The organism is Methylobacterium sp. BI1, assembly GCF_056680125.1.
This window is the reverse complement of the sequence record NZ_CM155267.1, coordinates 1450063-1463504: the sequence shown is the minus strand read 5'-3', so window position 1 is coordinate 1463504 and position 13442 is coordinate 1450063. Positions and strand designations below refer to the sequence as shown.

The following is a 13442-nucleotide window of genomic DNA, read 5'->3' as shown; positions in this document are numbered from 1 at the left end:
GATCAGCTCTTTCCCTCGTCCGCCAGCGGCTTGAGGAGCTCGCCTGCCACATCCGAGAGACGCGGCGGCGCTTCGCGTACGAACGGCAGCGGACGGCAGACGGCCATCGCGGCGAGGCCGAAGCGCGCCGTCATCAGGCCGTTGAGCACACCTTCCCCCAGCTTGGCGGAAACGCGCGCGGCGATGCCGAGACCGAGCACCTGCTGGATCATGCTTTCGCCAACTGCCATTCCGCCCGTTACCGTAAGATGGGCGAAGGCGGCGCGTGCGAGGCGCAGGAAGCCGAGGAAGCCCGGGCGTCCACCATAGATTGTGGCGATCCGGCGCAGCAGGCGCACGGCGGCGAAGATCACGAAAGCGACGTCGACGATGGCACGGGGGCTCAGTGCCGTCACCGCCGAGACCTGCTTGGCCGCCGCCGCGATCGCATTCCGAGCCTGGTGGTCGAGGAGCGCGAGCAATTCGTGCTCGGCGAGGCCGATCCGGTCATCCACATCGAGGATCGCGTCCCCGAGGGTGGCGAGGCGCGCACGGCCCGGTGCCAGAGCGGTGCGCTCGGCGTAGAGGCCTGTTAGATCGCGGACGACGGCCTGCGCGGCGGAATGATCGCGAGCGGTAATCGCCTCCATAGCCTTGGCACGGACCCGCTCGATCTGGCGCTCGCGCCAGATCCCCGACAATTCTCGCGCGACGAGGGCCAAGAATGCGACTGCGGCGACGGCCAGCAGGACCAGGGCGACGGCGCCGAGCCACGGGGTGGCGCTGATGAGATCAGCGATCAGGCGCTCCACCGACAATCCGATTCCGAGGGAAACGAGACCACCGAGGGCGACGAGCAGCAGGCTGAGCCACGGCGCCCGCGCCTTGGGCGCGACCGGAACGGACACTCCGTCAGCCGCTTCGACGATCTCGAAGGGCTCCTCGACGATGCGGACCTGGGTCGGCGCCGCAGGCGGTGGCGCTACGGCATCGGTGATCGCATCGGATCCGCTCGGTGGAATGCGAAAGGCGCGAGGGCGATTGCTGGAGCTCATGGGTGGGACATCCCGGTGGTCTTAGGCGAGTTTGTCGCCGATGAGGAACTGCATGGCGCGGTCGAGCCGGATCTGCGGGAGGTCGCCGGGTCGACCGAGGGCATCGGGCTTCACCAGCGGGGGGCGGAAGCGCGGGAACCGTAAGGACCCGGGCGGGACGGCCCCTTCGAGCACTGATTCTGGACGCTGCGGCAGCTCGCCAGGGAAGATCGCTGCCTCACTCAAGCCGTCGAAAACCTCGTCGCCGACACGCTCGCCCGCTTCCGGCGTCCCGGATACGGCGCGAAGAATCTCGTCGCCGTCATGTACTGTGGTCTCGCGCGTCGCACGGACCGAGGCGAGGGCCACCGTGCCAACCCGTGCACCAGCCGCCTCCGTCCGCCGCATGGCCCGTGAGACGAGGAGGCGCAACAGGGCGTCGAGGCGATCGTGGCTGGTTTGGTGCAGGTGGTCGGCCTTGGTAGCGGCGAACAGGATGCGCTCGGCGCGCGGGGCGAACAGCCGGGATAGGATGGTGTTGCGCCCGATGCGGAAGCTGAGGAGCACGGAATCGAGGGCTTCTTCTAACTCGGCGAGCGCGGCCGGCCCGGCATCAACCGCCGCGAGGACATCGACGAGAACGATCTGCCGGTCGACCCGCTGGAAGTGGTTTCGGAAGAACGGCTCGACGACCTTCGCCTTGTAGGCCTCGAAGCGACGCTCCATCAGTCCGGCGAGGCTGTCGGGGCCTAAGGTCTCGGGCAGGCTATCGAGGGGCGCGAAGGTCAGGGCCGGCGAGCCGGCGAGGTCGCCGGGCATCAGGAAGCGTCCGGGCGGGGTGGTCGCCACCGCCTCGGGTCCGGCACGTAGCGCCGACAGGTAAGTCTTGAACGCGGTACTCGCGTGTTCGGCCACTACCTCGTCGAGGGGCGCCAGCGGATCGAGGCCCTTCAGGGTTTCCAGCCAAGGCGCCGCCATCGCGCCACGCCCGGCCCGACGTGTCCCTGCGATCGTGGCCCGTGACCAGGCCGTGTAGCTTTGGTCAATCAGCGCGAGGTCGAGCAGCCACTCGCCGGGATAATCCACGACATCGAGCATCAGCGTCCCGGGGCCGGAGCGCCAGCCGCCCGAGCGCTCGTATTCAATGGCGAGCCGGAACTGACTGATCCGGTCAGTCGAGCGAGGCCAGAGCCGCTGCTCGGTCAGGGACGCGTAATGCTCCTCATAGGGAAAGCGCGGAATGTCGTCGTCCGGCTGCGGTACGAGGCGTGCCCGGCGCAAACGGCCCTCATGGGCTGGCGCAAAGGCCGGGAGGGCATGGGCCTCGACGAGGTGATGGATCAAGGCCGTCGTGAAGACAGTCTTGCCCGATCGCGCCAGTCCGGTGACGCCGAGCCGAAGGGTCGGCTGAATCAACAAGTCGCTCGATGCTTCGGCAAAGGCCTTGACCGCGGAACCCGCGCGCGCGGCGAAGCTGTTCATGGCAACCTTTTCTTAGAGCGGGCGAGGGAAGGCGATGCGGGGGCCGCGGCGCTGTCGCTCAGGTGGCGCGACCGAGATGCCGCCGCAAGACTTGAGCGTTGGCGCCCGGTGATCAGGGTATCGTGACTTGTGCGTTGAATGCGGCAAGAGTCATGGCATCGAGACGCGCAATAGCTGCCTCCACCAGGGCCGGGCCGGCGCGGAGGGCGCCGAGTTCCACGCTCGACATCGCCTGCATGACCGGGCGCAGATTCGGCAACGGACGCCCTTCGGGCCCGAACAGCTTGAGGTCGTCATCAACCTTCAGGCCGACGCTCGCGGCGATCCGCGTGGCATAGTTCCGGATGCGGTTCTCGTCGTTTCCGCATACGGGCGGAGGCACGCTGAGATCGAGGAGGGGCAGGCTCGGCAGACCCGCCGCAATCACCGGCAATGCCGCGGATTCTGCCACGAAACGTTCCTGCAGACTCGCTACCGAGCCGGGCTTCGGGAGCGGCGTCCGCTTCTGGCCGGTCGACGCGCCTCCCAGCACAGCGCCCGGCGCTACGAGAAGCACGGATGGTCGGGCGATCACCGTTGAGGGCTTCACCATAATTTCGGAAGGGCGGACCAGGAGCGCCGATTGCGAGGGTGTCGCCGCTGGCGGTTTCGCAGAGTCCCGAGCCTTGGCGGATTCATGCATTGGGCTCGGACGCCCCCGCATGCGTGCTAGCGGGGACCAGGGCTGAATCCGCAGTGGACCGCCCCGGGGCGCGATCGCGGCGCGGGCGACTCCGCCGCGTGGATGGCGAGCCAGGAAGCGCGCCCGAAGTGTACCGCCGATCCCCCGGGGCGCAAGCTCCGGCGAGATCTTCGCGCCCATTCGACGGCTCGCACGTGGTGCGATCGATCCGCCGATCCGGCACTCGGCGGGAGCCCAGCGCCGTACGACGGCGAGGGCCGAGCGGCGGCCGAATTCGCGGTAGTAACGCCGGAGCAACTGCGCCGCGGCATCGGCTCCATTGGCCGCGGTAGCGAAACCGGTATGGCCCTCGCTATCGGCGCCGATCTCGCCGTTCCAGCGGGCCTTCTTGATGCACCAGTAATTGTTCAGCTTGACGCAGCGGGCGACGAAGGCCGGCTCACCGGCGATGTAGCGGGCGACGAGGGCGAGCGAGGCCGGGCGCAGGCTCTCGACCGCTTCATAGCGCCAGTTCGAGACGGCGCGGCCCTCCGACTGAAAGACCGGGAAGGGCGCGGGCACTCCTTCGAGAGCAACGACCGCCGTTCGCCAACGCGTCACATCCGGGCGGAGATCTTCGACCGTCCCCTCCAGGCGCGGCAGCAGCGTCGTGAGGACAAGAAGCGTGGTCAGGAGCACGGGATCTGCGAAGCTTGAGCGGGTTCAGTGCAACGGCGATTGGTCAAGAAGGGTTCAATCCGCGCTGTCGATGTCCCGCGGGGCAACGAAGCGCTCCAGTCGTCCGGTGCCGGCCGCGACAGTACTCCAGACGTCCCCTTCGAAGTCCAGGACCACCACGGCGGCGGTGGGAAACTCCAATGCCAGCCGTCTGCGCGCAGCCGTCTCGCCGGAGCCGACCAGCCGCATCGCCAGATCCTGCAGGCCAGGATTGTGGCCTATCATCAGGAGGCTTCCGGCCGTATCCGGCGTCGACTGAACCACGGCGAGCAGGGCCGTCTCCGGCGCCTCGTAAATCGAAGGGACGATCTTGGCCTCGAGCCCCTTCAGGGCGCCCTGTACCGCCTCCCAGGTCTCGCGCGTCCGCCGTGCCGGCGACACGACGACCACCTCGGGAATCAGGCCTTCGGCTGCCAAGTATACGCCCATTCTCGGAGCGGCCCGCTTGCCGCGGGTGTTCAGCGGACGATCGAGATCGGCGATGCCGGGGGGACGGTCAGACTTGGCGTGACGCAGAAGAATCAGACGACGCATGCGAACTTGGACTTTCAAGTGAATCCGACGACGGGATGCGGGGTATAAGGCGCTTCGAGGGCACTCATTTCGTCGAAGGTGAGTTCAAGATCGAGGGCTGCGACGGCATCCGCGAGATGGCTCGGTTTCGAGGCGCCGATGATCGGCGCGGTCACGACGGGTTTCCGGAGGAGCCAGGCCAGGGCGACCTGGGCGCGTGGGACGGCCCGCGCGGCGGCGATGGCCGAGACCTGACTGACGATAGCGCGGTCGGCGGCATCCGCGGAAGCGTAGAGGTGTCGTCCGACCTCGTCGCTGTCCTGGCGTGCGCTGCGCATGTCCCAATCGCGGGTCAGCCGGCCACGGGCCAGGGGACTCCAGGGCAGCACCGCGATGTCCTGGTCCAGACAGAGCGGCAGCATCTCGCGCTCCTCCTCCCGATGCAGGAGATTGTAATGGTCTTGCATCGTGGCGAAGCGGGTCCAGCCGTAGCGATCAGCTGTGAAGAGCGCCTTGGCGAATTGCCAGGCGTACATCGACGAGGCGCCGATGTAGCGGGCCTTGCCCGCCTTCACCACGTCGTGAAGCGCTTCCAGCGTGACCTCGATCGGTGTGCCGTAATCCCAGCGATGGATCTGGAAGAGATCGACGTAGTCGGTGCCGAGCCGCTTCAGGCTGGCGTCGATGGATGCGAAGATCGCCTTGCGCGACAGCCCGCCGGCATTGGGCTGGCTCGTCAAAGGGAAGAAACACTTGGTGGCCAGCACGATGGCATCGCGGTCGGCGTAGTCGCGCAGGGCGCGCCCGACGATCTCCTCGCTGGTACCGTCCGAGTAGGCGTTGGCCGTGTCGAAGAAGTTGATGCCGAGATCAAGCGCCTGCTTTATCAGCGGCCGACTCTCGTCCTCGCGCAGGGTCCAGGGGTGGGGACCACGCTCCGGCACACCGTAGGTCATGCAGCCGAGGCAGAGGGGCGAAACGTCGAGGCCGGTGCGGCCGAGCTTCTTCAGTTTCATCGGGAACGATCCGCTGGAAGTGAGCCTGCGCGGGTGACCTTTCTTAATTGGGTTTCACCAACGCTCGGGGCCAGGGGCCGACGCCCGTGGGTACAGCTCAGCCGCCGCGCTGCTCGCGGCGCATCAGGAACGCGAGTTTTTCGAACAGCCCGACATCCTGCTCGTTTTTCAGGAGCGCGCCGTGCAGCGGCGGAATCAGCTTACGGCCATCACGCTCGCGCAGGGTTTCCGGCGCGACGTCCTCGGAGACAAGGAGCTTGAGCCAGTCCAGCAGCTCCGAGGTCGACGGCTTCTTTTTCAGGCCTGGCACCTCGCGGGTCTCGAGAAAGACTCGCAGGGCTTCTTCCACAAGGCGGTGCTTGATGCCGGGATAGTGGACCTCAACGATGGCCTTCAGGGTCTCAGCATCGGGGAACTTGATGTAGTGGAAGAAGCATCGGCGCAGGAACGCGTCCGGCAGTTCCTTCTCATTGTTCGAGGTGATGATGACGATCGGGCGCCGCTCGGCACGAACCGTCTCGCCAGTCTCGTAGACGTGGAATTCCATCCGATCGAGCTCGGTCAAGAGGTCGTTCGGAAATTCGATGTCGGCCTTGTCGATCTCGTCGATGAGCAGGACCGGACGCTCCGGAGCAGTGAAGGCCTCCCACAGCTTGCCGCGGCGGATGTAGTTGCCGATGTCCGAGACGCGCGGGTCGCCGAGCTGGCTGTCGCGCAGGCGTGAGACCGCGTCGTACTCGTAAAGGCCCTGCTGCGCCTTGGTGGTCGACTTGACGTTCCAGGTCAGCAGAGGCGCGCCGAGGCCCTTGGCGATCTCCTCGGCCAGGACTGTCTTGCCGGTCCCAGGCTCCCCTTTCACCAGCAGCGGACGCTCCAGGACGATGGCGGCGTTCACTGCCGTGGTAAGATCGGAGGTCGCGACGTAGTCGGCAGTGCCGGTGAAGCGCATGACGGAACTCGCGGGATGGGGACGCTGAGACGTCCGGGGTTAAAATGCGACCGGGTTCCCCGCAAGGCACCGACCGCGGTCGTTGACGACTGGCCGGGCTAGAGTGTCTTCCCGTCGTGCCAGACGCAGTTCGAGGCCAGGATGCCGAGATTGACGTCGGATTTTTGCGGTTGGGGCAGGGTCTTTCCATCCATCGCAAGATCGATCTTGATCTCAACCTGCCCCTTCGCCTCGTTCTGGCGCCGGGAGAAGTAGCAGTATTGCTGAAACGGCTGGTCCTCGTTCGCCCGGAAGTTCCAGCCGGTGACGATCTGGCCATCCATGTAGGGCACCTGCTTGAACACCGTGAAGGTGGTGTTCACGGGCGCCTTGGAGGCTGGCGCCGCGTCGTTCCCGAGCTGCGCCTTCGTCGGGGTGGGCGCGCCACCCGGCTTCGGCAGCGAGCCCTCGAGCTTCAGGACATTGTCGGTCAGCGTGACTTCGCCCTTCGTCTTCAGGGTCACGTCAGACAGGGCCGCCTGCATCGCGGCCGCGATCTTCTCGGCCGCTGAGTCGAATTGGTTCATGTAGGCATAGCCGTAGGAGGCCGCGCCGACTCCGGCGCCGGCCAGAAGCAGGAAGGCGCCAGCCCCGATGGAGCGAAACAGGAAGGCGCGCGCGGCGACGATGCGCGCCTCAGCCCGAAGGCGCCCGTTCACGCTCTGAGCGAGGACGACGTTCTCGGGGGTGCCGGAGGTGTGGATGCTCACGCGCCGGCTCCTGCGCTGGCGGCCTGGGCCGGGCCGCGTCGATCGATCGGGATCACCGCGCCGCCCGCCGCCGCCGGGGCTGCAGGCGGTACGGCGGCCGGTGCCTGGGCTGCGACCGAAGGTTCTTCCGGGACGCCCCGAGGTTGGCTCAACGCCATTTCCTGGCGTAGGGCGTCGGTAATCGAGTCGAGCATGTAGGGAGTCGCGGCCGGGTCGACCGTAGCGCCGAGATCGTCCTCATCCATGAAGGTCTTGCGCACCGAAACGGCGCAGAGGGCGAGGATCGTCGAGGCGAAGGCGGCGCAGAGAGCCGGCACGAAGACGAAGATGCGTAGGAACGCGTGGACCTGCGCCTCGCTCACGTCGATCGGGTCGACGCCGTAGACCATGGCGGTGAAGGAATGCAGTTGCGAGCGGTTGACCGAATTGCGGTAGGCCTGCTCGGCATCGGCGACCTTGCGCTCCGCCGCGCCGCGGTCGAGGTCGCTGCGGGCCTTGCGAGCCTCCTCGAGCATCTTCGTCACGGCGCCCCGGTCAGTGCCGGCCTTGGCGACGGACGCGTTCAGGGTCGCCGTGCGCGGATCGGTGACGCACTTCATGTTGGAGTAGCGCTGCCCGCGACTGTTGGTGCCGTAGACGCGCTCACAGCGCTGCGCAGGCAGTCCGGCGAGCTGACTTGCATTCTCGGCGGCGCGCTTCTCAATCTGCTCGAGCTCGGTCGTGTACTGCGCCACTCGGGCATCAGCCGCGGCGATGCGGTTGTCGATGGTGCCACGATCGGCCTGGGCGTCCTTCAGCGCGGTCTTTGCCTTGGCGGCGTCCATCAGGCGGGGATGGAACATCATCTCGCCGAGCTGAGACACGGACTTTGTGGTGACGCCGGCCGCGAAGATGATGCCCACGATCGCGAGCGCGCGAATGAAGTAGGACCGCTGCGTGCGGGCCAGGATCCCGAGGGGAACGCGGCACAGCTCCACAGCCGCGTAGACCAGCGGCGCGAGCAGCATGAAGTAGAAGGCCTTCGAGTCGCCGTCGCTGTAGACGCCCGCGAACAGCCATGCCCCCCAGAGGGAGGCACCGATGACCATGAACTCCACGAGGTAGGCGATGGCGACGTAGCCCCACTTGATGCGGTAGCCTCTCTCGATATGCCGTTCGTGAGTCCACCGATCGGACTCTCGGCGCCATTCTCGGGCTTCACGTTGCACGTCGCGGTTGGGCGGCGTCTTTCGCATGGGTCACTCGTATCTCGAAACGCGACGCTGCGCGCTTAACCGTCCGTTAAGGCTTTGCCTTATGCTCATATTGTGCCGTTTTTGCGCCGCATCAGGCGTGCTGACCAGCACGGTCTCCCCATCCGAATGGTCGCAGCCGACCATTTCGTTGTTTCCAGGCGTGTGTGCTGTTGCGCCGGGATGCAGCCGGTGCCCATGGTCAGCGACGGAGAGGCCGGGCGACACCTGCGCGCGCCACCGTCGCTTCCGGCACCAGGAGACATTCCCGACCGATGATGGACGTGCACGCCGGATCTTACAAGGAAGCGATCCTGTTCCTCGTCACCGCGGGCGTGGTGGTGCCGTTGTTCCATCGGCTGCGCATCAGCCCGGTGCTGGGCTTCATCGGCGCGGGCGCGCTGCTCGGCCCCTTCGGTCTCGGGCGCTTCGCCGAGACGCACCACTGGGTCTCGACCTTCACCATCGCAAACCGGGCGGAAATCGAACACCTCGCCGAGTTCGGTGTCATCTTCCTCATGTTCATGATCGGCGTCGAGCTGTCGTGGGAGCGTCTGCGAACGCTGCGCCGCCTCGTCTTCGGTCTCGGCTCGATCCAGGTCCTCGCCTCTTCGGTCGTCATCGGCCTGATCCTCCTATCCCTGTCGGTACCCCTCGCCGCCGCGATCATCGTCGGCCTGGCCCTCGCCCTCTCGTCGACCGCGATCGTGCTGCCGGTCCTAGCGGACCAGAAACGACTGAATACCCCGGCGGGCCGCGCCAGCTTCGCGGTCCTGCTGTTTCAGGACCTCGCCGTGGCTCCGGTCCTGTTCGCGATCGCGGTGCTGGGCCGGAACGACGGCTCGGATGTGGGGGGAGCCTTGGCCCTCGCGCTCGGCCAGGCGGCGGTCGCCATCGTGGTGATCGTCGTGGTCGGTCGCGTGGCGCTGCGGCCGCTGTTCCAGCTGGTCGCCCGGACACGCTCACCCGAGCTGTTCATGGCGGCCTGCCTCCTCGTCATCATCGGCACTGCCGTGACGGCCGCCGCCGCCGGCCTCTCGATGACCCTCGGCGCGTTCGTGGCCGGGCTGCTGCTGGCCGAGACGGAATATCGCCGCGCCATCGAGGCGACGATCGATCCCTTCAAAGGCCTGCTGTTGGGCGTGTTCTTCGTCTCCGTGGGCATGAACCTCGATCCGGCTCACCTCATGTCGGCCCCGGGCGCGGTGCTGGGTCTCGCCCTCACCCTAATCCTCATCAAGGGGACCATCATCTTCGTCGCGGCGCGCTTCCTGAAGCTCTCCCGGTCGGTGGCGATCGAGGCAGCGCTGCTGCTGGGGCCCGGTGGAGAATTCGCCTTCGTGCTGATCGGCGGCGCCCTGGCGGGGGGCCTCGTGCCCGAGGAGGTCGGGCAAGCCGCACTGATCGTCACCACTGTGACCATGATCGCGATCCCGGCCCTCGCCGTACTCGCAAGGCGCCTCGGGAAGCAGCTGTCCAGCGCGCAACTCGGCCGCGCGCGGGCCGAGCCGGTGCCGGACCGTCAGCAGAACCGGGTCATCATCGCGGGATACGGCCGCGTCGGTCGGCTCGTCGGGGAAATGCTGGTCCGCCACAAGATTCCGTATCTGGCCCTCGACGCGGATGCGGCGCGGGTCTCGGAACACCGGCGCTTGGGCAATCCGGTCTACTTCGGTGATTCGGCCAATCCCGAGCTGCTGCGCCGCTGTGACATCGCCAATGCCCGGGCCCTCGTCGTCACCCTGGACAATCCCAGAGCCGTCGAGGCCGTGGTGGAAGCGGCTCGAGCCGAGCGACGGGACATCACCATCGTGGCGCGGGCGCGCGATGCCCGCCACGCCACGGCGCTCTACGAGATGGGCGTCGACGATGCGGTTCCAGAAACCATCGAAGCCTCGCTCCAGCTCTCGGAGGCCGTTCTCGTCGATGTCGGGGTACCGATGGGGCTCGTCATCGCTTCGATCCACGAGCGACGCGACGAGTACCGGGCGATGCTGAAGAAGAAGGAGACCGAGGTCCGGCCTGCCTTTCGCGCTCGCCGCACCGTCGGCAAGGGCGTCGAGGTCCGGGACGGGACGCCGGCGGACGACGCCAAACCGGTCAGCAAGACGGCGTGAGGGACGAACCGGAGCGCCTCAGAGCAGCCGGCCCTGGCCACGGGTCGGCATCACGGGCGTGCCGAGGGAACTCGAAGCGTTCGATTGCGATGGATTGGGCACCGTACCGCGTCCGGACTTGCGCCCCGGAGGCGACTTCGCGGATGCCGGCTTGAGGGCATCGGGCGGCTTCGGCGTCCGGGGCTTGGCACGACGGACGGATGAATGGGCGGTCGGATCCATGCCGGGCGCATAACTACAGCGGTAGACGATCTCGTCCGGCGGACCGAGGCCGGTGTCGAGCGGAATCGTCACCGTATCGTCGTTGAAGCGCCATTTGCGCGTGCCCTTGTCCCAGTACAGCCAGATCGTCGTCGGATGCCCCTGGATCGAGAAGATCGCCGCCTTCTTAGAGACCGCCCGGATGGTGCGCGGCTCGTACATCCCCTTGGCCCGATAGGCATCGGCGAACGAGGCGGGCTGACGGTCGATGAAGGTGTTGCGCACAACCTGAATCGTCGCGCCCGGCTCCGAGAGGAACCGCTTAAAATCGCTCAACGAGCGCAACGCGAGCGCCATGTCGGTCACTCCTAAACTCTACGCGAAGACCATGCGCCCTGACGACTTGTCCTGACTTGCACGAGACCGTGCGGCCAAGATGTTCGATTCAGATGACAAGTCCTGTTCGCCGGAATAACGGTCGCATGGCGATATCAACAGAAATCCGGGGTTATACCCAGCTTAACGTATGTGACTCCGCCGGCGTCAGTGACTCGGCTAGGTGTCGCGCGCGGGACGGGTCTTGACCCCGACACCGGCTTCCCGCGTTGTCGCCCCATGCTGCTTCAGTTCTTCACCGCCCTGCGCGAGGCCAAGGTCCCCGTCACGCTTCGGGAATTCCTGACGCTCCTGGGTGCGCTCGACCGCGATCTGGCCGGGAAACGGATCGAGGAGTTCTACCTCCTTGCCCGCACAGCCCTGGTGAAGGACGAGCGCAACCTCGACCGCTTTGACCGCGTGTTCGGTACCGTGTTCAAGGGTATCGAGACCGTGCGCGAGGTGGCCGGGCCCACGCCGATCCCGGAGGAGTGGCTGCGGAAGCTCGCCGAGAAGTACCTCACCGATGCCGAGAAGGCGGAACTTCAGGCGCTTGGCTGGGACAAGCTGTTCGAGACCCTGAAACAGCGCCTCGCCGAGCAGCGCGAGCGCCACCAAGGCGGCAACAAGTGGATCGGCACCGGTGGCACCTCTCCGTTCGGGGCCTACGGCTATAATCCCGAGGGCATCCGGATCGGCCAGGACGGCAACCGCAACTTCCGCGCGGTGAAGGTCTGGGACAAGCGCGAATTCCGGGATCTCGACGACACGGTCGAGCTCGGCACCCGCAACATGCGGGTGGCTCTGCGTCGCCTGCGCCGCTTCGCCCGCACCGGCGCAGCGGACGAACTCGACCTCGACGGCACCATCCGTGAGACCGCGGCCAAGGGCTATCTCGACGTGAAGCTCCGGCCGGAGCGACGCAATGCCGTGAAGGTGCTGCTGTTCCTCGACGTCGGCGGCTCGATGGACTTCCACGTGGCTCTGGCCGAGGAGCTGTTCTCCGCTGCCCGCTCGGAGTTCAAGCACTTCGAGCACTTCTATTTCCACAACTGCCCCTACGAGCGCGTCTGGCGCGAGAACCGGCGTCGGCACGACGAGACGCTGCCGCTCCTCGACGTGCTGCGCACCTACCCGCCGGACTATCGCGTGGTGTTCGTGGGCGATGCCTCCATGAGCCCCTACGAGATCGCCATGGCGGGCGGGTCCGTGGAGCACTGGAACGAGGAGCCGGGACAGGTTTGGCTGACGCGCATCCTCGAGAGGTTTCCGAAGGCGGTCTGGCTGAACCCTGTTCCGGCGCAACACTGGGCCTACACCCAGTCGATCGGGATGGTCCGCCGGCTCATGGGCGAACGCATGTTCCCGCTTAACCTGGAGGGCATCGATGGGGCGATGCGGGCGCTCATCCGGTAAGTTGTTTCACCGCCATCAAGAATTCTGTGCGGAGCGCCGTCGGACCAGCGCGAACCCCGGCCCCGGGATGCCGCCTCAGCCCTGTCGGGCCGGTGTCGTGACGCTGAGGCCGTCCAGCTCCGGGGTGATGCGGATCTGGCAGCACAGCCGCGAGGTCGCCCGCACGTCGGAGGCGAAATCGAGCATGTCCTGCTCCATCGCCTCGGCGGGACCCACGACCTCGGCCCAGGCCGCATCGACGTAGACGTGGCAGGTGGCGCAGGCGCAGGCGCCGCCGCATTCCGCATCGATCCCCGGCACGTTGTTGCGGATCGCCGCTTCCATCACGGTCGATCCCACGTCGCCCTCCACGGTCCTGGCCGTTCCGGCGTGGTCGACGTAGGTGATCTTGGGCATCGGGGGCTCCGGGCTCGGACAACGCGTAGAACGGCCGGTTGTGCGGCGCAAAGCCTGCCTTGAAGGGGCAGGCCTCCGAATGCAAGCGCGCTCGCCGACCGGGCGATGTTTCCTGCCCTTACGCCGCAGCCGCCGTGCCGTTCCATCGCCGGTCCGCGACGCGACGTCCGGGCCCGGTATTTGGCCCGGTATTTCACGAGGGTCGCGACAAGGTCGCGAGGGTTTGGGCCACCGCGGCGGCGAGCGTTTCGACCGGGGGAGCGGTCCCGCCCGCGCGCAGCGTGTCTTCGATCGTCCCCGAGAGTTCGGCGACGCGGACTGCGCCGATCCCGAGGGCCGAGCCCTTCAGGGTATGGGCGAGGTCCGCCCGCTCGGCCGGAGCCAGGTCCGGATCGGCGATCCCGGGCAGGAGGCGGCCGCACTGGTCGGCGAAGAGTGCGAGCAGTTCCGCGGCGAGCGCCGTGTCGCCGAAGGTCTGGCGCGACAGGTGCTCGGCGTCGAACAGAACCGCCTCGGAGGGGTCTCGGGAATCCGGATCTCGCACAACATCCTCGCGCCTGCGGCGACGGCCATCCTGGCTATCC

Annotated in this window: 13 protein-coding genes; 2 read left to right on the top strand and 11 right to left on the bottom strand. The window is 67.0% G+C overall.

Annotated features, from left to right (window positions below; translation table 11 throughout):
- Positions 1-2: 2 nt before the first annotated feature.
- The 8 genes from AC1MGR_RS07010 to AC1MGR_RS06975 form a co-directional block, all read right to left on the bottom strand.
- On the bottom strand, positions 3-1034 hold the full coding sequence (locus tag AC1MGR_RS07010) for a YcjF family protein (RefSeq protein ID WP_480234110.1): 1032 nt from the start codon (positions 1032-1034) through the stop codon (positions 3-5).
- Between the two features lie 21 nt (positions 1035-1055).
- Positions 1056-2495, bottom strand: a complete 1440-nt coding sequence (locus AC1MGR_RS07005) for a YcjX family GTP-binding protein (RefSeq protein WP_480234109.1) — start codon at positions 2493-2495, stop codon at positions 1056-1058.
- 112 nt (positions 2496-2607) lie between these two features.
- Positions 2608-3855 (bottom strand): hypothetical protein, encoded by a 1248-nt coding sequence (locus AC1MGR_RS07000; RefSeq protein WP_480234108.1) that lies wholly within the window; start codon positions 3853-3855, stop codon positions 2608-2610.
- Between the two features lie 54 nt (positions 3856-3909).
- Positions 3910-4428 (bottom strand): SixA phosphatase family protein, encoded by a 519-nt coding sequence (locus AC1MGR_RS06995; protein ID WP_480234107.1) that lies wholly within the window; start codon positions 4426-4428, stop codon positions 3910-3912.
- Positions 4429-4442: 14 nt separating this feature from the next.
- Positions 4443-5423, bottom strand: a complete 981-nt coding sequence (locus AC1MGR_RS06990) for an aldo/keto reductase (RefSeq protein ID WP_480234106.1) — start codon at positions 5421-5423, stop codon at positions 4443-4445.
- A 97-nt stretch (positions 5424-5520) separates the two neighbouring features.
- Positions 5521-6372: an AAA family ATPase gene (locus AC1MGR_RS06985; protein WP_108037877.1), complete on the bottom strand. Its 852-nt coding sequence runs from the start codon at positions 6370-6372 to the stop codon at positions 5521-5523.
- A gap of 98 nt (positions 6373-6470) precedes the next feature.
- Positions 6471-7121, bottom strand: a complete 651-nt coding sequence (locus AC1MGR_RS06980; RefSeq protein ID WP_108037879.1) for a hypothetical protein — start codon at positions 7119-7121, stop codon at positions 6471-6473.
- A complete protein-coding gene (locus tag AC1MGR_RS06975) occupies positions 7118-8356 on the bottom strand; it encodes an ATPase (RefSeq protein WP_480234105.1) in 1239 nt (412 codons plus the stop codon). Before AC1MGR_RS06975 ends, AC1MGR_RS06980 begins: the two co-directional genes overlap by 4 nt.
- 272 nt (positions 8357-8628) lie before the next feature.
- On the opposite strand from AC1MGR_RS06975, the gene AC1MGR_RS06970 reads away from it, so the two are divergent.
- Complete coding sequence (locus tag AC1MGR_RS06970; protein ID WP_480234104.1) at positions 8629-10470, top strand: cation:proton antiporter domain-containing protein; 1842 nt, start codon at positions 8629-8631, stop codon at positions 10468-10470.
- An 18-nt stretch (positions 10471-10488) separates the two neighbouring features.
- Here the strand turns inward: AC1MGR_RS06970 and AC1MGR_RS06965 are convergent, their stop codons facing one another.
- Positions 10489-11028: a hypothetical protein gene (locus AC1MGR_RS06965; RefSeq protein WP_480234103.1), complete on the bottom strand. Its 540-nt coding sequence runs from the start codon at positions 11026-11028 to the stop codon at positions 10489-10491.
- A 258-nt stretch (positions 11029-11286) separates the two neighbouring features.
- On the opposite strand from AC1MGR_RS06965, the gene AC1MGR_RS06960 reads away from it, so the two are divergent.
- Positions 11287-12462 carry a vWA domain-containing protein gene (locus tag AC1MGR_RS06960; protein ID WP_480234102.1) on the top strand — a complete coding sequence of 392 codons (1176 nt, stop codon included), beginning with the start codon at positions 11287-11289 and terminating at the stop codon, positions 12460-12462.
- Positions 12463-12537: 75 nt separating this feature from the next.
- Here AC1MGR_RS06960 and AC1MGR_RS06955 read toward each other — a convergent pair whose 3' ends face one another.
- Both AC1MGR_RS06955 and AC1MGR_RS06950 read right to left on the bottom strand, forming a co-directional pair.
- Positions 12538-12858 carry a 2Fe-2S iron-sulfur cluster-binding protein gene (locus AC1MGR_RS06955; protein ID WP_055954982.1) on the bottom strand — a complete coding sequence of 107 codons (321 nt, stop codon included), beginning with the start codon at positions 12856-12858 and terminating at the stop codon, positions 12538-12540.
- 193 nt (positions 12859-13051) lie between these two features.
- A complete protein-coding gene (locus AC1MGR_RS06950; RefSeq protein WP_480234101.1) occupies positions 13052-13402 on the bottom strand; it encodes an Hpt domain-containing protein in 351 nt (116 codons plus the stop codon).
- Between the last annotated feature and the right edge of the window lie 40 nt (positions 13403-13442).

What these genes read in the sequence shown, in the direction of transcription:
- AC1MGR_RS07010 (WP_480234110.1), bottom strand. Translation starts at nt 1,034, where the DNA reads ATGAGCTCCAGCAATCGCCCTCGCGCCTTTCGCATTCCACCGAGCGGA.
- AC1MGR_RS07005 (WP_480234109.1), bottom strand. Translation starts at nt 2,495, where the DNA reads ATGAACAGCTTCGCCGCGCGCGCGGGTTCCGCGGTCAAGGCCTTTGCC.
- AC1MGR_RS06995 (WP_480234107.1), bottom strand. Translation starts at nt 4,428, where the DNA reads ATGCGTCGTCTGATTCTTCTGCGTCACGCCAAGTCTGACCGTCCCCCC.
- AC1MGR_RS06990 (WP_480234106.1), bottom strand. Translation starts at nt 5,423, where the DNA reads ATGAAACTGAAGAAGCTCGGCCGCACCGGCCTCGACGTTTCGCCCCTC.
- AC1MGR_RS06985 (WP_108037877.1), bottom strand. Translation starts at nt 6,372, where the DNA reads ATGCGCTTCACCGGCACTGCCGACTACGTCGCGACCTCCGATCTTACC.
- AC1MGR_RS06975 (WP_480234105.1), bottom strand. Translation starts at nt 8,356, where the DNA reads ATGCGAAAGACGCCGCCCAACCGCGACGTGCAACGTGAAGCCCGAGAA.
- AC1MGR_RS06970 (WP_480234104.1), top strand. Translation starts at nt 8,629, where the DNA reads ATGATGGACGTGCACGCCGGATCTTACAAGGAAGCGATCCTGTTCCTC.
- AC1MGR_RS06965 (WP_480234103.1), bottom strand. Translation starts at nt 11,028, where the DNA reads ATGGCGCTCGCGTTGCGCTCGTTGAGCGATTTTAAGCGGTTCCTCTCG.
- AC1MGR_RS06960 (WP_480234102.1), top strand. Translation starts at nt 11,287, where the DNA reads ATGCTGCTTCAGTTCTTCACCGCCCTGCGCGAGGCCAAGGTCCCCGTC.
- AC1MGR_RS06955 (WP_055954982.1), bottom strand. Translation starts at nt 12,858, where the DNA reads ATGCCCAAGATCACCTACGTCGACCACGCCGGAACGGCCAGGACCGTG.